Here is an 18,403-nt window from a genome sequence, read left to right as displayed (position 1 = left end):
TGGGGTTCACTTCATATGCAATGAGGTTTATTTTTGTTTACAACCAATAAGACGAATAACTCCCCAGCACCGTCACAGAAAAACCAAGTGCCTCAAGCTCCATTGTTACTCCTGGCAACAACACATCATCATATGTCTTATCCACATCAATTAAGAAAAAGTAATTACCAAGTCCCGTTTTCATTGGACGAGATTCGATTTTCGATAAATTTAATTTTCTCCATGCGAAAGCTGATAATACTTGATAAAGTGCTCCTGCATAATCAGCAGGTAACGTTATCATAAGTGTCGTTTTCTCCCCGCGGTTCTCACCGTTTTTCGGTAGTAGTGCCCGCTGTTTTTTATGTAACACGAGGAAACGTGTATGGTTATTTTTATGCGTATGAATATTACGCTGCACAATTGCTAAATCATACTTCTCTGCTGCCGCTTCATTTGCAATTGCAGCGATCCTTTCTTCCGGATGTTCTTTCACATATTGCGCCGCTGCACTTGTGGAAGTCATATCCCGAACCGTTACACCTTTTAATTCTTCATTTAAAAACCTATGACATTGCGCAATCGCATGCGGGTGAGAATGAACTGCATATACTTCTTTCCACACCTCTTCATAATCTGGATGCACAAGTAAATGTTGCTGAATAGGCACTGTAATTTCTCCTACAATGAAGAGCGGCTGCTCATGCACAAGGTAATCAACAGTAATATTAACAGAACCTTCAATCGCATTCTCTAACGGTACAACTGCAAAGTCTACATTTCCATTTGCTGCAGCATCCATGCAATCAGGAATCGTGCGATACGGCACATGCTCTGCCTCCGGAAAAAAACGACTCACCGCCATATTTGTAAATGTTGCTTCTGGTCCTAAATAGCCAACTCGAATCATCGTCTTTTCCCCTCTTTTTCGTTTTCTTACTGTTATACCATGAATATTTTTATTTTTCTATGTGAATTTTGAATATTTTAAAAAGACTAGCATTTGCTAGTCTATATGTTTCATATATTCTTTTTGAGCGAAGAAGAAATAGATAGCTGTTGCTACACAATATATACCGATGATCTTTATACTTGTAAATAACACATTCATTTCCATTAAATTACTCAATGCATAGAAAGCAAATATACTATGCACTATACCGACCACAATAGGAATAAAAAATAAACTCCCCATTTGCCGTCTAACAATCCGATTTATTTCCCCTTTCTCCATCCCTATTTTCATTAAAGACTGATACTCTTTACGATCCTGCTCAATATCTGAAAACCATTTAAAATATGTCATACTGCAAGTTGCTAGGAAAAAGAGAATACTAATAAATGATCCGATAAATAATAACACTGCTCCCCCTTCCTTAAATTGGATATATATACTGATCTTATTTCTCATCGAAGAAGAATAATCTGGAGACACTTTTCCCCTTACTTCTAACGCGAATTTTTTTTGCCCCTGCCAATTTGGAATATTATAACCATAATATACATATTTTTCACGATTAGGAATGACACTTTCCCATTGTTTAAACTGTTCATCTCGTACAACTAATAATTGATTATGGTGCCCAGCGCCATCTCCATTAAAAACCATATCTGATTTAGATTCATGCAATTTAATTTGATATGGTACTCCTAACATTTGAAAATAGAATATTTCCTTGTTATACACATCCTGACCATCAAAAGCCATTGGGTTTATAAATGTGCCATAACCTTTTTTATTGTTTACCATGCTTTTTCCTTGCTTCTTTGCTTCTTTGTTATAATCCGTTTGTGAAATAACAGTAATCGGAAACAGACGTCCGTCATGTGTTGTAATAAACTTTCCTGGTAATCCGATAAACTGTACTTTCTCTACATTTTCATAACCATATTTTTCAAATAGTGCTAAGAGCTCATCGGGAGAAATCACCTCATGAGATTCTATTCCTTTTTCTGTATAGGAAATTTCATGAGGAAATGAAAACATAGCGCTTTTGGGAAGGTCAGAAAAATATGCATATGCAGTTCCTGTTGCTGTAATAACTGTTGCTGTCAAAATAGAAATAGAAAATAAAAACTTCGCATGATCTTTCAATTTATGCTCAAGGCTGCGAAGCACAAATAGATTTGGATATGTATAATAGATATTCTTCTGTTTTTGAAGTCCTTTCAAAACAAACAAACTGCCTTGAGTAAATAAAAAATAAGTTCCTATAATTACAGTACTAAGGATTGGATAAAAATAGAGAAATAACTCTCCTAGCGTTACCTTTACCGCAAGGGTATATCCACATAAAAGTAAAATAACCCCTAAACCAAATCGCCATTTCCCAACTTTAAAAACTCTACGTCCTTTCCTCTTATCCAATAATAAATCAACAATTTCTAACCTCCGCACATTCCACAAACCAAATAATGCTAAAGAAAAAAACATAATTGAATATACAACAACGGTAATCAAGAATGGTTTTATTTGAAAGATGAAATAAATCCTATTCTCTAAATCTAAGAGTACACTTAATGTCATTAAAAATAAATTTGAAAATAACATCCCAATCCCAATCCCAATACAAGTTGATACCAAGCCCACTACAGCCTGTTCTAAGAATAGTAGAATTGAGATTCTAGCATTTGTAGATCCCATTAATTTAAGCAATCCTAATTCTTTCTTTCTCGCATCAAGAAAAGTAGCATTAGAACTGAACATATACAGTGCCGAGAACATAAGAATAAGATAACTACACCCTTGTAAACCTGATCGAATTCCAATGTGGACATTACTGTGTGCAACTTCCGGATGATGAACAAAAGATGTATACATATAAAAAACTGCTACAGAAAAAGAGCTACTTAATAGAAGTGCTTTATAACTCCGCCAATTCCCCCTTATATTTTGTATCGCTAGCTGCCTGACATTCATCTGCATTCCCCCTGTAACCTGTTACACACGTAAAAAGCTAGAGGTTTCCCTAGCTTTTTACGTGTTTTAAATATCCTCTTTGTGCAATCATAAAGTAAATTGCCGAAGCTATAATATATGCTCCAATAACAATCGCACCTGATTTCCATAAATCTAAATAAAGCATTTTTCCTAATGTATGAAGAGCAAATCCGCTATGCAATGTACCAATAAGAATTGGAATAAAGAAAATGACTCCCATTTGGCGAATAGCAATTTTATGAATTTCTTTATCTGTCATACCGATTCTCTTTAATGACTTAAATTGAATACGATCTTGTTCTTTATCATTAAACCATTTAAAGTATGTCATGCTGCAAGCAAAGAAGAAAAATAGTACTGCTACAAAGAAACCGATGAACATTGTAATTGCCCCTTGCTCCTTTATTGCTTTATAAGTAAGAACTGAATTATGGAAATTCTGTTGTTGTTCTTGTGCAATTTCTTTTTTCAAGTCTACTACAAGATTCTCTGTTCCTTTCCAGTCTTCAATATAATATCCGTAATATTTTGTCTTTTCTTCATCTGATACAACCTTTGCATATTTCACAAAGTCTTGATCATTAACAATAAGGTACCCTTCATCGTTAAAAACAGACTGTGAAATTGGATCATTTAGCTTAATAGACTGTTTTTGTTCGTTCAGCGTGAACTCAAATGGTTTTGTACGATCTAACTTCACAAAGTCATTCATCATATCAATTAAAACCATCGTTGCGCTTCCTGGTGCATTATGAACTTCCTCTTTCTTTTGCTTACGTGCTTCTGCATTATATTCTTTTTCTGAGATAATACCTAAAGGCATCTCATGATTGCCATTCAACCGCTCTATTTTCTGTGTTGCTGGAAGTTTTACATATGTTACTTTTCGTGCATCTTCAAACCCATGATTTTTCAATAACTCTTGCATTTTCTCTTCACTAATGATGTTATGTGTATTTACTCCCTTCTCCTCATATGAAATAGCATGCGGCGTACTAGCTACTGTTTTATAACTCATATCTTCAAAGAATACATACAGTGTACCAACCGCGGAAGAAACAACAGCTGTAATAATAGATATAACAAAGAGAAAACGAGCATTATCTTTCATTTTATAAATAAGATTACTAAGTACAAACATATTTGGATATGTATAAAAAGATTTTTTTCGTTTTTGTAACACCTTTAATACAACAGTGCTACCTTGCGTAAATAGTAAGTACGTTCCTCCAATTGTCAGTCCTACAATCGGTAAAAATAGCATAATGAAATTCATAAGCGTAACTTGGAAACAAAGTACATACGCGACAATAATACATAATATCCCGACTACACATAGCCATGTAAATGCGAAAGGCTCTACTTTTTGTTTTCTTGCTTCTCTTAATAAGTCAATAATTTGCAAACGACCGACCGCCCAAAGACCGAATAATGATAGGATGAAAAAGAGAACGAAGTATACACTAGCTGTAATCAGAACTGCTTTTCCATTCCATACAAGTGGAAGTGTTTTATCTATACCAAGTAATACACTTAAAGCTTGAAAGAAGAGCTTTGAACAAAGCATACCAAGAGCAATCCCTACTACAATTGCGATTACACCTAAAATCATTTGCTCTAGTATAAGCATACGACCAAGCTGCGCTTTTGTTCCACCTATTAATGTTAATAAACCAAACTCCTTTTTTCTCGCTCGTAAAAACGTTGAGTTAGCATATAAAATAAATAGTGCTGAAAAGATGACAATGATATAGTTCATTGATTCTAGCCCTTTTGTAACCATCGTCTTCATGCTAATGTTTCCGCCCACTACATCTGGATGATAAATGAAGGAAGCGTACATGAAAAATACTAAGATTGATAAACAACTACTAATAAGAAAAGCTTTATAATTACGCCAATTTCCTTTTACATTATTAAGCGCGAGCTGGCGAAAGTTCATGATATTCCCCCCCTAGCATCGCAAGTACGTCTAAAATTTCTTGGAAAAAGGCTTGCTTTGTTTTTCCTTTATGAATTTCTGAGAAAATTTCTCCATCGCGTATAAAGAGAATACGTTCGCAATAACTAGCTGCTACTGGATCATGTGTTACCATGGCAATTGTTACTTTTTTCTGTTCATGTAAATCTTGCAGTGCGCCCATTAAAGATTTCGCAGACTTAGAATCTAAATTCCCAGTTGGCTCATCTGCTAAAATTAATGTCGGTTCATGAATAATTGCTCGTGCAGCTGCCGCACGTTGTTGTTGTCCACCCGATACTTCATATACTTTTTTATTTAAAATCCCTTCGATATTTAAAAACTTCGCAATTTCAAGTACTTTCGTATCAATTTCTTTTACAGGGCGCTTCGCCATAACTAATGGCAAAATAATATTTTCTTTAATCGATAACGTATCAAGTAAGTTAAAGTCTTGGAAGATGAACCCTAAATGTGTACGGCGAAATTCCGCTAGTTTTGCAGCACGCATTTGACTAATCTCTTCACCATTCACATAAACATGGCCTGAAGTTTGCTTATCAATTGTTGCTAATAAATTTAGAAGTGTTGTTTTTCCACTTCCTGAAGGACCCATAATACCTACAAATTCGCCTTCTTCAATTTTAAAATTTATATCGTGTAAAGCAGTCGTTGCCACTGATCCTTTTGATTGATACACTTTCGTTAAACCTTTTACTTCAAGAACACTCATTTCTAAATCCCCCTATGTGCTTTCTTCTTACATTTACTATAAGAAAAATGAGAAAAAGAAACGAGTGATTTTCCTTACAAAACCGTTTGTTATCTTACAATTTTGTCATTTTTCTCATTAATGCATGATATTCTTCATCTTTTGCAAATTGGAATGTAAATGTTGTACTTTCTCCTTCGGTTGATTGCACGTAAATTCCGTGATGAAGATTATCACAAATTTCCTTTGTAATATATAATCCCATTCCTGTTGCTTCTCTTGTTTTTCTTCCATTTGTTCCTGTAAAAAATGGTTCAAAAACTCGTTTGATGTCTTGCTTTGGAATACCGATTCCAGTATCACAAATATGTAATAGAACTGTCTGTTCCTTCTCCTCTATTTGAAACTGAATTTCTTTCTTATCCACTTGCGAGATTTTTGTGTATTTAATTGCATTCATAACAATTTGATTGATTGCAATACTAATCCATTTTCGATCGGAAGCGATCGTACACGTTTCTTCTTCAAACATTACTTTCGGATATACAGAAGATTGAATGAAAGATTTTCGATTTTGGTTAATAACCTCTCGAACAACCTCTAGTACATTTACTACCTCCACTTTGTAATCTTTTGCAAACTGTTCTAACCTTGCCATATGTAACGCTAAATCTAAACCATGTAAAATACGATTATTTTCTTCGCGAATACTTTCAACCGTTTCTCTTGCTTCGCGATGCGCTTTACCAAATTTCTGCAACAGTAATTCAATCACTGAAACTGGTGTTTTCATTTGGTGAATCCATTGGTTCATAAAGATCATTTGCTGTTGATCTTTCGCATGCTGCTGGTGAACCTCATTCATATATTGCTGTCTAAGTAAAATGAATGCTTCTACAATCATTTCTTGTTCAGCCGTATAGGAAGCATCAATTAATAAAGAGTCATGTAACGTATGTCCTCCAGCAATGTATTGTTCGATTCTGTTTAAAAACACGCTGCGTTTTCGATAATCATAAATGAGGTATACGATAAACACGACGGTTGCTAATAAAAGCCCATACAACCACGTACTCCAGTCAAGCGACCGCTTTTCTAAAAGCGCCTGTAATTGTAATACAAGCCCAAATAGGCAAATGCTCACAAAATATGAAACAATTAAAGGAAAACGATCAATGAGGTAACCCTTAAGCTTCATGCCCATCTCCCCACTCTGTAAGAAGTGCGTAACCGTATCCCCGCTTTGTTACGATTGCATTTACAATCCCAAGCTCCTCTAGCTTCTTTCGGACACGCTTTACGTTCACTGTTAATGTATTATCATCAACGAATGCTACTTCATCCCATAATGCCTCTAAGAGTTCCTCACGCGTTACATATTGATTTGCCTGCTTCATTAAGCACTCTAATAAATAAAATTCATTTTTTGTGAGCTCTATTTGTTGCCCTTGCCACTCAACTGTATGTTGTGATGGAAATAGCAGCAATCCACTCACACCAAAGCAATCGCTTTCTGCCGATAAAGCATACTCACCGTATCCACGACGCAAGGCGCTTTTTACTTTCGCCATAACAATATCTAAATGGAATGGCTTTGCAATATAATCGTCACCACCGTTTTCAATTGCCATGACCTGATCCATTTCCCCTGTTCGAGCAGATACAAAAATAATCGGTGCATTAGACACAGTTCGAATTTGACGACACCAGTAAAAACCATCAAAGTACGGCAGGTTAATATCGAGTAAAACAAGATGGGGATTCACCTTCACAAACTCGTCTTTTATATGGCGTAAATCTGTCACTCGAAATGATTGATAGCCATACTTCTCTAAATGTTCTTCTAATATCCCAGCAATCTTTTCGTCATCTTCTACAATTAATATTTTATACATATACTCCCTCTCCCCTTGTTTCTTACTACAGAGTGACTATTTTTTCATTCTTCTGAATTTAAAAATGAATATCTATTTTGATTTTCCAACGTATAAGTCATGGCTATGAAAAACAAAAGATGACCTCTACTTGCTTTCTCCTTTTGTTTTAACTTGGCATGGGGCAGAAAAAGGATCTGACCGCTTCTATGCATTCTCTCCCACCTAAAGATTAGGCTTTCTATCGGTTTTTCAATCTGTATTTCTATCGTTTTGACTTCCAACGTACAAATTGCGGCCTTGAAAACAAGAGGAAATCCCCACTCTTTTTCTCCCTCTGTTCTCCCTCTGTTCTCCCTCTGTTCTCACATGGCATGGGACTCAAAAAGGCACCGACCGTTTCTACGCCCGACCAGATCCTCTCTCCCACCTAAAAATTAAGCTTTCTATCGGTTTTCCAATCTGTATTTCTATAGCTTTATTTACACTCCTTTCTCCATTATAAAAAAGACTGCCGTATTTTGGCAGTCTTAATCGATAAATTCGAATTGATATTCAAGAATTTTTACAATGTCACCATCTTTTGCACCGCGTGCACGAAGAGCTTCATCAATACCCATTCCGCGCATTTGACGAGCGAAACGACGTACAGATTCATCACGTGAGAAGTCTGTCATCTTGAATGTTTTCTCAATATCATAACCAGAAATGACAAATGTACCGTCACTTTCGCGTGTAATTTCAAACTTAGATCCTTCAGATTCAAATTTGTACATTACACTTGCTTCAGATTCGTCTACAACATCATGTACTGGGAATTCTGGTGTTGTTTCCACTAAGTTTGCTACTTCAAATAATAGATCACGAACACCTTGTTTTGTTACGGCAGAGATTGGGAAGATTTGAACTTCGTCTCCTACTTTCTCTTTAAATGCTTGTAAGTTTTCCTCTGCATCTGGCATATCCATTTTGTTTGCAACAACAACTTGTGGACGCTCTGTTAAACGCAGATTGTACTCTTTTAATTCAGCATTGATTGTAACATAATCCTCATATGGATCACGGCCTTCTAAACCAGACATATCAATCACATGCACGATAACACGTGTACGTTCGATATGACGTAAGAATTGGTGTCCAAGTCCAACGCCCGCATGTGCTCCTTCGATTAATCCAGGAAGGTCAGCCATAACGAAGCTGCGGTTATCACCAGTTTCAACAACACCAAGGTTTGGAACGATTGTTGTAAAGTGATATTCTGCAATTTTCGGACGTGCTGATGATACAACGGATAATAATGTTGATTTACCTACGCTTGGGAATCCAACAAGTCCAACATCCGCTAATACTTTTAATTCTAAGATTACATCACGTTCCTGACCTGGTTCCCCGTTCTCAGCGATTTCTGGTGCTGGGTTCGTCGGTGTTGCAAAACGTGAGTTACCACGGCCACCACGACCGCCTCTTGCAATAACAGCTGATTGCTCATGCGTTACTAAATCCGCAAGAATTTGACCAGTTTCTTCATCTTTTACAACTGTTCCTGGTGGAACCTTTACGATTAAATCGTCAGCTTTACGGCCATGTTGCCCTTTGCTCATCCCGTGTTGACCGCGATCAGCTTTGAAATGACGTTGGTAGCGGAAGTCCATTAATGTACGTAAGCCTTCGTCAACAACGAAAACAACATCTGCACCTTTACCTCCATCGCCACCTGCTGGGCCACCCTTTGGAACATACTTCTCACGACGATACGCAACCATTCCGTTTCCACCGTCGCCGCCTTTTACATATATCTTGACCTGATCTACAAACATTATTTCACCACACTTTTTTCGATTGGTTGTAATATAACCGAGATTTCATCATCTCGCACTGTATAAGAAATGAAATACCATTCATTGTTTTGGTTTGTAAGCCACGTTTGTAGTTCTTCTACATTCGTTAGCTTGCCACGAAAATCAAAAAAGAAACGAGCATTCTCCGCGTCACATTCAATTGTGATACAAACATAATTTTCAACATAAACGTCTAAACTATGCTGAAGCATTGAGAAAAATTCATTCGTCCACGTACACACTTCTTCATCGTAATGAGATAAGTTATGTAATTTCCCTAATACTTCGTACTCCAATAAGCACGGCTGCTGTTTCCAATTATATGTTAAAATCCATTCTGAAAATAAAGGCATCGATAGCCCCATCAGATTGGATTCTTGTCTCGCTTCTTGGACAAAACGATCGATGAGCCCATGAATCTCTTCCACTCTTCCAAGGGAGAGGTTTCCTTTAATCATCTGCATACGATTGAGCCAATCATGCCTAGAATGGCGCAACGCATCTATAATTGTCCATTTTTTATTCATCCAGATACCCCTTAATATAGAAAAACTCTAACCTGCACTCAGGTTAGAGTTTTCCGTGAGTTTCTTATGCTTCTTGAGCAACAGGATATACGCTCACTTGTTTGCGGTCACGGCCAAGACGCTCGAAGCGTACTACGCCGTCAACTTTCGCGTATAAAGTGTCATCGCCACCACGACCAACGTTAACACCTGGATAAATTTTTGTACCGCGTTGACGGTAAAGAATTGAACCACCTGAAACCGTTTGACCATCTGCGCGTTTAGCACCAAGACGTTTTGACTGAGAGTCACGACCGTTCTTTGTACTACCTACACCTTTCTTAGATGCGAAAAACTGAAGATCTAATCTTAACATACGTTACACCTCCTGCATTTTTTCTATTAAACGGATATACTTTCCGTAATCAAGTTCAATCGTCTTAAGCGAAACAACTAATCCTTCTAAAAGCGTTTGAGCTTTCTCTGCTGTATGAGCATCTAAATCATTAGGCAACTCATACGTTAAGAATCCACCATTACTTCCGAGTTCAATAGTTGCTTGCACATTACAAAGTACTTCCACTGCATTTATAGATCCAAACACGACCGCAGTTGTTGCAGCACAGACAAGGTCTTGTCCATGTGGCGCATAATCGGCATGTCCAGTCATTTTAAATGATTGGATACTTCCTAATTTCGTGCGACTTATCGTAATTTTAATCATCTTAACCAGAATTAAGCGTTGATTGCTTCAATCACTAGCTTAGTGTAAGGTTGACGATGACCTTGTTTCTTACGATTGTTCTTTTTCGCTTTGTATTTGAAAACGATGATTTTCTTAGCGCGACCTTGTTTTTCAACTTTCGCAGTAACTGTTGCACCTTCTACAACTGGGCTACCAACTTTCACGTTTTCGCCACCAACGAAAAGAACTTTGTCAAAAGTAACAGTTTCACCAGCTTCAGCATCTAATTTTTCAATGTAGATTTCTTGACCAGCTTCAACTTTAATTTGTTTTCCACCTGTTTCGATAATTGCGTACATACTTGCACCTCCTCATAATTACTAAGACTCGCCAAAACGAGGTAGACATAGAATGCCTTTTTGGAACCTGTCTTGCGCGGTTGTAGCATATAGCAGTTTAGGTGCTATAAACTATAACATAAAGATGTTATCACGAAACGTTGACTATTGTCAATAAATGTTCTGCTAACTATTTTTACGTAGCATCATTTCTTGCCTCGTTCCAAATCGAATAATTGCATATTTCTCAGCTTCTTCATCTGTGAAATAAACTTGGAACGGTATATTTTTTTGCAATTCTTTTTGTAAAAATATTTTTTGTACTTCTTTTGAAGCTGCAATTAATACCGCCTCGTCCTCCGAACTACTATATGTAACAAGTTCTCTTTCTAGCTCGTATGCAATTGATTCATGAGACATTACATATCCTGTCGCCTGGCACGCTGAGCAATCGTCTAATAATACATCACGGAGCGAGTGTTTTTTTCGCTTACGTGTCATTTCTAAGATACCGAGCTCTGTAAATCTAAGAACACGTGTATATGTACGATCCCTTTGTAATGAAGAAATGAGTCTCTCTCTTACTTTTTCTTTATTTTCTTGTTTTTCCATATTAATGAAGTCAATTAAAATCATACCACCAATATCACGCAGTCTTAATTGACGAGCAATTTCTTCCGCAGCTATTTCATTCGTCCGTAATACCGTATCTTGCAAATTCTGCTTTCCAGTAAATTTACCGGTGTTCACATCAATTACCGTCATTGTCTCCATTTGCTCAATAATTAAATAAGAACCGTTTGATAACCACACTATTTTTTGCAGTGCTTTTTCAATCTCACGCTCCACACCATAGTGAATGAACATAGAAGTTGTTTCATTGTAAAACGAAACCTTTTCTTTTCCTACTTTATCTTGCAATTCCGGTACTATACTGCGTGTATCTACAATTACTTTTTCAATTGTTTCAATCGGATTTTCTTTAAATACACGATCTAAAAAGGTTGCTGGACGATGGAGTAATAACGGTGCCTTTCCATGCTCTTCTTTTCTTTTTAATTCTTTATACAGATCTTGAAAATATTGCATTTCAATCTGCACTTCATCAATTGCACCTTTGTCACAAGCTGAACGGAAAATATACCCTCCGATTCCCTCTATTTGAATTTCAAGCAACTGTTGCCGTTTTTTATTATTTTTTATTTTCCGGGAAACAGCGCGCATTTCATCATAAGGCATATAAACGACATATTTCCCGGTAAATTCTACATTCGCTGTTAATTTTGGCCCTTTTGTATCAATCGCTTCTTTTACCACTTGCACAAGCAATGCTTGTCCTTCGTGCACTCGATATGATGATGGAACATCATCATATGAAAGATAGGCATGTTTTTCTAAACCGATATTTACAAACGCTGCATTCATCCCAGCAATCGTTCGTACGACACGTCCCACATAAATATGCCCAACAATCTCTTGCTCTTGATTTCGTTGCCATAAAAGCTCAACAATCTTTTGTTTTTCTTCTACAGCAACCCGTTTTTCCGAACCAGTATAGTTGATGTATAACGTCTTCAAAATACTTTCCTCACTTTTTCATTTTCTTTTCCTCTTACAATATAAAAGGTTAGTGTCCTCGTCAACACTAACCGATTAACTCTTCCACAGATGAAGTTGTTCGTTTTTCGGTAAAATAAGCATAAAGCAATTCGTTTTCGTCTAATGTATAATGCTCTTTATATTTACCATGAACGATAATCGAGTGCTTATACCCTCTCCGAAACTTTGTGAAAATCGTGTATAATTGATCCTCAGTTCGCACTTCAATTGGAGCAATCTTTTCAATATCTCGCTTGTTTCCATAATAACGTTCTAGTAAAAAACGCATAAACGCATAGCGCCGTTGCTTCCATTCTTGATATAAAGAAATAGCTAAAAATAGAAGCAGCACCCACATCATAATACTATTACTATTCCAAAACAGTTGCCACCCTAATATTACACTAAAAAAAACACATGATATTTTCATCATTTTCTCATGCGCTTGTAAATAAGGAAATTGATGTGATAAAACATTAAACAATACTTTCCCACCATCTAGTGGCCAAATTGGTAGTAAATTAAACCCTAGAATCATTAAATTGTTCCATACAAAAAAATGATAAAGTTCCTCACTAAACCATCCTGCCCTAGCCAAAACATACGCTAGCCCAATCATCCATACATGTTGAATAGGTCCTGCTATTACAACGATTAATTCTTCCTTTAACGGCTTATTCCCATGTTCCTCAAGCTCCGCCACCCCGCCAAACGGCAAAAGTTGTATTTGCTTGATTCTCCATTTATAATGAGCAGCTGCGAAGGCGTGCCCAAGTTCATGAATCAAAACGATAAAAAATAAAAGTAGTAATTCTTTAAAACGCGCCGTAAAAATCCCAATAGCTATAATTCCCCAAAACAGTGGATGCACTGTAATTTTTGACAATACTTCACTATATTTATTCAAATGAAATCACCTGAATCGGATCGATAAATTTTTCATTCTTTTTAATTGCAAAATAGAACTTGCCATTCTTGTTATCCGCATTGGTCCCAACTGTTCCAACCTTTTGTTTCTTTTCAACATAATCATATAATTTTACAGATGTCTCACCTAAATTTCCATACCATGATTCCGTACCATCTGCATGCTGGATCTCAACTATATTCCCAAACCCCTCTTTCTTACCAGCGAAAATAACAACCCCTTCATTTACCGATTCAACAGTTGCATTCGCAGCTGTTTGTACAAATACACCTTGGCCATCTTTTTGAAAACTTTGCATAACTTTCCCTGAAGCCGGAACTGCATAATCTTTTTGCTGTATGCCTTGCTTCTTTTCATTTGCAGGTAGAAAAGCGAGCGGTTTTCCAAATTGATTTTCGTACCATTTGGATACAGTAGCAAACTGAAATTCCTCTTGCATAACTTGTTTTACAACCGTTCTTGCTCCATCAAAAGAAGCTGGTGCATTTTTAAATAAAATGGCTACCGAGAGAACGAGAATCGCCGCTAATAAAAATTTAAATAAAAATACTTCCTTTCGAAAAAGAGGGTGCACCTCTTTTTCACCTTCTTCAATGAACATCGTTTCTCCATCAAAGTTTCCTTCAGAAAAATACTGTTCTTCCTCGAGCCTCTCTTGTTCTTCTTTTCTCTTTGCAATCCGTTTTTTAATCTCTTCTACACGTCTATTCTTCATCCTGTCCCCTTCCTTTTGCCACCTCTTCTTGCAAGAGAGGCAAGTAAAGTGAAACTATCTTCCCTACTGATTATTTCCCCCGCAAATAGCAGGGGAAATAAAAGTTCTCTATTTTCCAAACTTTATACAGTTTGTACATATGTATGAACCCTAAGAGGAAGATATTCATGAGAATAAAAAAGAAAGCACCTCGCATACATGCGAAGTGCTTTTAACGAATTCCAAAGAAATTTTTCATCTTTGTAAAAACAGATACTTTTTCTTGCCCAAACGCTTGTAAAGGGATAGATTCACCTAGCAAACGTCTTGCAATATTCCGATAAGCTAATGATGCTTTTCCATTCGGCTGCAATGCTACAGGTTCACCTGTATTTGTAGCACGAATAACTTCATCATCATCCTCGACAACTCCGAGCAACTCAATCGAAAGTGTACGTACAATTTCATCTACATCTAGCATATCTTGCTCATGTAGCATATGGCTACGCACACGGTTAATAACAAGTTTTGGTGGTTCGATATCTTCTTTTTCTAAAAGCCCAATAATACGGTCTGCATCACGCATAGAAGATACTTCAGGCGTCGTTACAACAATCGCTTTGTCCGCACCTGCCACCGCGTTTTTGAATCCCTGCTCAATACCAGCAGGACAATCAATTAATATGTAATCATAATCATAATCTTGACGTAATAGTTGTATTAACTCATCCATTTGTTCAGGTGTTACCGCTGACTTATCGCTCGTTTGTGCTGCAGGTAATAAATAAAGTTCATCAAAGCGCTTATCTTTTATAAGAGCCTGAGGTAAACGACAACGACCTTCGACGACATCAACAAGATCAAATACAATACGATTTTCTAGCCCCATTACTACGTCTAAGTTTCTTAGACCAATATCCGTATCAATTAAACATACTTTTTTCCCGGATAATGCTAAGGCTGTACCAATGTTTGCAGACGTTGTAGTCTTTCCTACCCCGCCTTTTCCAGATGTAATTACTATTGCCTCTCCCACAGCTATACAATTCCCCTTTCTAACTTTGTTAAATTAGGTCTAAGATGAGTGAGAAGTTGCAGGCGATCGACAACAATGTGATTGTTCTCATCAATATACGCACATTCCGCCGCCTCTGCTCCGTCTTCTTTCTCTTCCGGAGCCCGCATTGTCACATCACTAATTCGAAGTTGCATTGGATTCATAACAGATGCTGCAATGACAGCATCTGTATCCCCATAATATCCAGCATGCGCAATTCCTCGTAATGATCCAACGACAAAAATATTTCCCCCAGCGATAACCGTTCCGCCTGGATTGACATCTCCAATTAACAATAGATTTCCTTTTACATGCAATACTTGACCTGAGCGAACAATTTTGGAAACAGGGACAATTTCTGTTTCTTCTTTCCACGCTATTGCTTCAGCTTTTGTTATGACATCACTCTCAATGGAATCCACAACAAGATTTTTTTTATTACGAATCAAAGTGCGAATTTCTTCTTGCTGTACATCTGTCAAATAGCGATTGCCGACTTTAACATGTACTTCAATTAATGAACGTCCATCACCATCGTAATAGTGAGTGGAAAGCTTTTCGTCCAGTTCTTGCAGTAATTCAGAGAATGAACAGCAATCATCTAAATGTAATGTCAGTCCATCTTTCGTCCCTTTTATCGTTATATTCTGTTGCTTTTTTTCTTCCACTAAAGTTCACCCCAACGATTCAATTCGACATAAAATTAGAAAATCCTTTTTTCTTTTTCTTCCATCGCTTTTGAAAGACGCACAAGATATCGTCTCAGTGGGAAACAAACTAGTAATAAGAAAATTCCATTTAACAATAAAGTAGCAAGGAGACGATCTGAGAAAAAGATATGCGCCGGTACATGAATACGTCCTAGTAGCGTTAAAAATCCATATACATAATACTCTAATGCTGCAATTCCCGTTAATACGATAAAAGAAACAATAAATAAATTCAATTGCAATACTCTCATCGTACTATACACAAGATACGCCAAAATTGGATAAGCAAATATATATACACCAACAAGTTCTGTATATACAGTATCAAATAAAAAACCAAATAATAGCCCATAGTAAATACCTTGTAAAGGACTAAAATAAACGGTAATAAAACACAGCACAATCATAAAGAAATGCGGAGCTGCAATACTGTCTTTCCAAAACAATGCTGTTGGAACTACAGTAGAAAACATATTTTCGAATAAAAACACAAAAAGAAGCAGCAGAGGAAGAATTGCTCTTTTCAAAATAGCCATATCTTCTCCCCCTTACTGTTCTAACGCTGCTGAGGGCATAACTCTTTTTGTAACCATAATATGGTCTACATCATTTAAATCCGCAGCAGGTTTTACGTAAGCTGTTTGTGTTAATCCATATTCATCTGGTGCAACATCTACAATTTTCCCAATTACTAATCCTTTTGGGAAAATATCACTTAATCCTGATGTTACAACCGTTTGATCTTTTTCTACTTTTACATCAGATGGAATCTTTGTGAAAACAAGAGTTTGTTTTTCCTTGTCGTATCCTTCAATCAATCCAAAAATACGCTCTTGCCCTTCTACTACAGCAGAAATACGATTTGTTCGATTCAGTGAGCTCAATAATTCTACAGTTGATGTAAATTGAGACACACTTTTCACTCGTCCAACTAACCCTTTTGAAGTCATAACAGCCATATCCTTCTGGATTCCTTGCTGTGCACCTCTATCAATTCCGATTAAGTCATACCACTTGTCCGGATTGCGTGCAATCACTGTAGCTTGGATTGGCTTATAGTCACGAAGAGAATCTTTTTTATCAATCGTTTCACGAAGCTTCGCATTATCTTTTTCTAAATCTTTTACTTTCACGGATAATTCCGCATACTTATCTAATTTTTCTTTTAATGTTTTATTTTCTTCATACGTGCGCTTTACATCTTCTACGTTCTCAAAGAATCCGGCAACATAATTCGCTGGCTTTTGGAATACACGTTCTACAACACCGACAGTATCTTTTACAAACTGCTCTGGCCATGTTAGATTTTTTCGTTCTTTCAATGAGATTCCAATCAATGCCACGAGAAGAATAATACTAACTAGCAAAACAATTAATCTTTTGTTTAAGAAAAACTGTGGCACGTTCACACCCTCTTAATTTCATTGATTTTTATTTTGAAATATTATCGAGCAGTTTTGAAAAGGTCGATATTATCTAAAGCTTTACCTGTTCCAATTGCTACACAGTCAAGTGGATTTTCTGCAACAAGAACTGGCATTTTCGTTTCTTCACTAATTACTTTGTCCAAGTTGCGAAGTAATGCACCGCCGCCTGTTAATACAATTCCACGGTCCATAATATCCGCTGCTAATTCAGGTGGCGTTTTTTCTAATGTGTTTTTCACTGATTCTACAATTGCATCTACTGTATCTTTTAACGCATCTGCAATCTCTTCTGGCTTGATTAATACTGTTTTTGGTAAACCACTTACTAAATCACGGCCACGAATTTCCATTGGCTCAATACCTTCTGGCTCGCCTGCAGAACCGATTTCTAATTTTAATGCTTCTGCTGTTCTTTCACCGATCATTAAGTTGTAGCTTTTCTTAATGTATTGAATGATTGAATCGTCCATATCATCACCAGCAACACGAACAGATTGACTTGTTACAATCCCGCCTAAAGAAATGATCGCAACTTCTGTTGTTCCGCCGCCAATATCAACAACCATACTACCAGTTGGTTCCCAAACAGGTAAGTTTGCACCAATTGCTGCTGCAAATGGCTCTTCAATTGGATATGCATCACGCGCACCTGCTTGGCGAGTTGCATCGATTACTGCACGTCTTTCTACAGCAGTAATACCAGATGGCACACATACCATTACATAAGGCTTACGAGAGAAAAATCCATTTGATTTTTGCGCTTGTTGAATATAGTATTTCATCATTGTCGCTGTTGTTTCATAATCAGCGATTACACCATCTTTCATAGGGCGAAGAGCCACTACGTTTCCTGGTGTACGACCAATCATTTGTTTTGCATCGCTACCAACTGCAACGATTTGTTTCGAATCTGTTTGCAATGCTACAACTGAAGGTTCACGTAAAACTACACCTTTTCCTTTCACGTATACAAGCGTGTTTGCTGTTCCTAAATCAATTCCAAGATCACGAGTAAAACCACCAAATCCAAACATATCATCTATCTTCCTTTCTCATTTTCACGGACTCATTTTCTTACTTTATATTTATAATAAAACAGTACGTTTTTATATTTTCTATCTTTTATTGTAAGCGAATGCCTACAAAAAACTCATA

19 protein-coding genes and 1 other annotated feature are annotated in these 18,403 nt (G+C 36.8%); all 19 genes read right to left on the bottom strand.

Translation table 11 applies throughout. The features are described from left to right. Positions 1-37: 37 nt before the first annotated feature. The 19 genes from pheA to mreB all read right to left on the bottom strand — a co-directional run bounded on the left by pheA (position 38) and on the right by mreB (position 18,282). On the bottom strand, positions 38-889 hold the full coding sequence (pheA, locus tag ACM6HU_RS24075; protein ID WP_016116472.1) for a prephenate dehydratase: 852 nt from the start codon (positions 887-889) through the stop codon (positions 38-40). Positions 890-985: 96 nt separating this feature from the next. Then, the gene (locus ACM6HU_RS24070) at positions 986-2,899 is read right to left on the bottom strand and encodes an ABC transporter permease (protein ID WP_016116473.1); all 1,914 of its coding nucleotides are present in this window, start codon (positions 2,897-2,899) and stop codon (positions 986-988) included. Between the two features lie 49 nt (positions 2,900-2,948). Continuing rightward, positions 2,949-4,862, bottom strand: a complete 1,914-nt coding sequence (locus ACM6HU_RS24065; protein WP_016116474.1) for an ABC transporter permease — start codon at positions 4,860-4,862, stop codon at positions 2,949-2,951. Then, positions 4,837-5,613 (bottom strand): ABC transporter ATP-binding protein, encoded by a 777-nt coding sequence (locus tag ACM6HU_RS24060; protein ID WP_016116475.1) that lies wholly within the window; start codon positions 5,611-5,613, stop codon positions 4,837-4,839. Before ACM6HU_RS24060 ends, ACM6HU_RS24065 begins: the two co-directional genes overlap by 26 nt. Before the next feature lie 94 nt (positions 5,614-5,707). Then, a complete protein-coding gene (locus ACM6HU_RS24055) occupies positions 5,708-6,790 on the bottom strand; it encodes a HAMP domain-containing histidine kinase (protein ID WP_016116476.1) in 1,083 nt (360 codons plus the stop codon). Then, complete coding sequence (locus ACM6HU_RS24050; RefSeq protein WP_275857698.1) at positions 6,780-7,487, bottom strand: response regulator transcription factor; 708 nt, start codon at positions 7,485-7,487, stop codon at positions 6,780-6,782. Before ACM6HU_RS24050 ends, ACM6HU_RS24055 begins: the two co-directional genes overlap by 11 nt. 509 nt (positions 7,488-7,996) lie before the next feature. Next, entirely contained in the window at positions 7,997-9,283 is a 1,287-nt protein-coding gene (gene obgE / locus ACM6HU_RS24045) for a GTPase ObgE (protein ID WP_003200852.1), read from the bottom strand. Continuing rightward, complete coding sequence (locus tag ACM6HU_RS24040; protein ID WP_016116478.1) at positions 9,283-9,831, bottom strand: sporulation initiation phosphotransferase B; 549 nt, start codon at positions 9,829-9,831, stop codon at positions 9,283-9,285. The genes obgE and ACM6HU_RS24040 overlap by 1 nt, the downstream gene beginning before the upstream one ends. A gap of 64 nt (positions 9,832-9,895) precedes the next feature. Beyond that, positions 9,896-10,186 (bottom strand): 50S ribosomal protein L27, encoded by a 291-nt coding sequence (gene rpmA / locus ACM6HU_RS24035; RefSeq protein ID WP_000944957.1) that lies wholly within the window; start codon positions 10,184-10,186, stop codon positions 9,896-9,898. A gap of 3 nt (positions 10,187-10,189) precedes the next feature. After that, positions 10,190-10,534, bottom strand: coding sequence for a ribosomal-processing cysteine protease Prp (locus ACM6HU_RS24030; RefSeq protein WP_016116479.1), 345 nt, complete (start codon positions 10,532-10,534; stop codon positions 10,190-10,192). 11 nt (positions 10,535-10,545) lie between these two features. Next, complete coding sequence (rplU, locus tag ACM6HU_RS24025; protein ID WP_003200848.1) at positions 10,546-10,854, bottom strand: 50S ribosomal protein L21; 309 nt, start codon at positions 10,852-10,854, stop codon at positions 10,546-10,548. A gap of 14 nt (positions 10,855-10,868) precedes the next feature. Further along, positions 10,869-10,946 (bottom strand) — a sequence feature (ribosomal protein L21 leader region). 73 nt (positions 10,947-11,019) lie between these two features. Next, entirely contained in the window at positions 11,020-12,411 is a 1,392-nt protein-coding gene (locus ACM6HU_RS24020) for an Rne/Rng family ribonuclease (RefSeq protein WP_016116480.1), read from the bottom strand. A gap of 67 nt (positions 12,412-12,478) precedes the next feature. Continuing rightward, positions 12,479-13,339 (bottom strand): M50 family metallopeptidase, encoded by an 861-nt coding sequence (locus tag ACM6HU_RS24015; protein ID WP_016116481.1) that lies wholly within the window; start codon positions 13,337-13,339, stop codon positions 12,479-12,481. Beyond that, entirely contained in the window at positions 13,332-14,075 is a 744-nt protein-coding gene (locus ACM6HU_RS24010; protein WP_016116482.1) for a M23 family metallopeptidase, read from the bottom strand. Before ACM6HU_RS24010 ends, ACM6HU_RS24015 begins: the two co-directional genes overlap by 8 nt. A gap of 211 nt (positions 14,076-14,286) precedes the next feature. Beyond that, the gene (gene minD, locus ACM6HU_RS24005; protein ID WP_016116483.1) at positions 14,287-15,090 is read right to left on the bottom strand and encodes a septum site-determining protein MinD; all 804 of its coding nucleotides are present in this window, start codon (positions 15,088-15,090) and stop codon (positions 14,287-14,289) included. A gap of 2 nt (positions 15,091-15,092) precedes the next feature. Continuing rightward, positions 15,093-15,779 carry a septum site-determining protein MinC gene (gene minC, locus ACM6HU_RS24000; protein ID WP_003200837.1) on the bottom strand — a complete coding sequence of 229 codons (687 nt, stop codon included), beginning with the start codon at positions 15,777-15,779 and terminating at the stop codon, positions 15,093-15,095. A gap of 35 nt (positions 15,780-15,814) precedes the next feature. Next, positions 15,815-16,357: a rod shape-determining protein MreD gene (mreD, locus tag ACM6HU_RS23995; RefSeq protein ID WP_003200835.1), complete on the bottom strand. Its 543-nt coding sequence runs from the start codon at positions 16,355-16,357 to the stop codon at positions 15,815-15,817. A 12-nt stretch (positions 16,358-16,369) separates the two neighbouring features. Further along, positions 16,370-17,224 (bottom strand): rod shape-determining protein MreC, encoded by an 855-nt coding sequence (mreC, locus tag ACM6HU_RS23990; protein WP_016116484.1) that lies wholly within the window; start codon positions 17,222-17,224, stop codon positions 16,370-16,372. 41 nt (positions 17,225-17,265) lie between these two features. After that, positions 17,266-18,282 carry a cell shape-determining protein MreB gene (gene mreB, locus ACM6HU_RS23985; RefSeq protein WP_003200832.1) on the bottom strand — a complete coding sequence of 339 codons (1,017 nt, stop codon included), beginning with the start codon at positions 18,280-18,282 and terminating at the stop codon, positions 17,266-17,268. Positions 18,283-18,403: the final 121 nt, after the last annotated feature.

The sequence above is a fragment of the Bacillus sp. IT-79MI2 genome, assembly GCF_949768135.1.
In the GTDB taxonomy this organism is placed as follows: Bacteria; Bacillota; Bacilli; order Bacillales; family Bacillaceae_G; genus Bacillus_A; species Bacillus_A pseudomycoides.
Note: the sequence above shows the minus strand (reverse complement) of the source record. Positions and strands in the feature narration are given on the sequence as shown.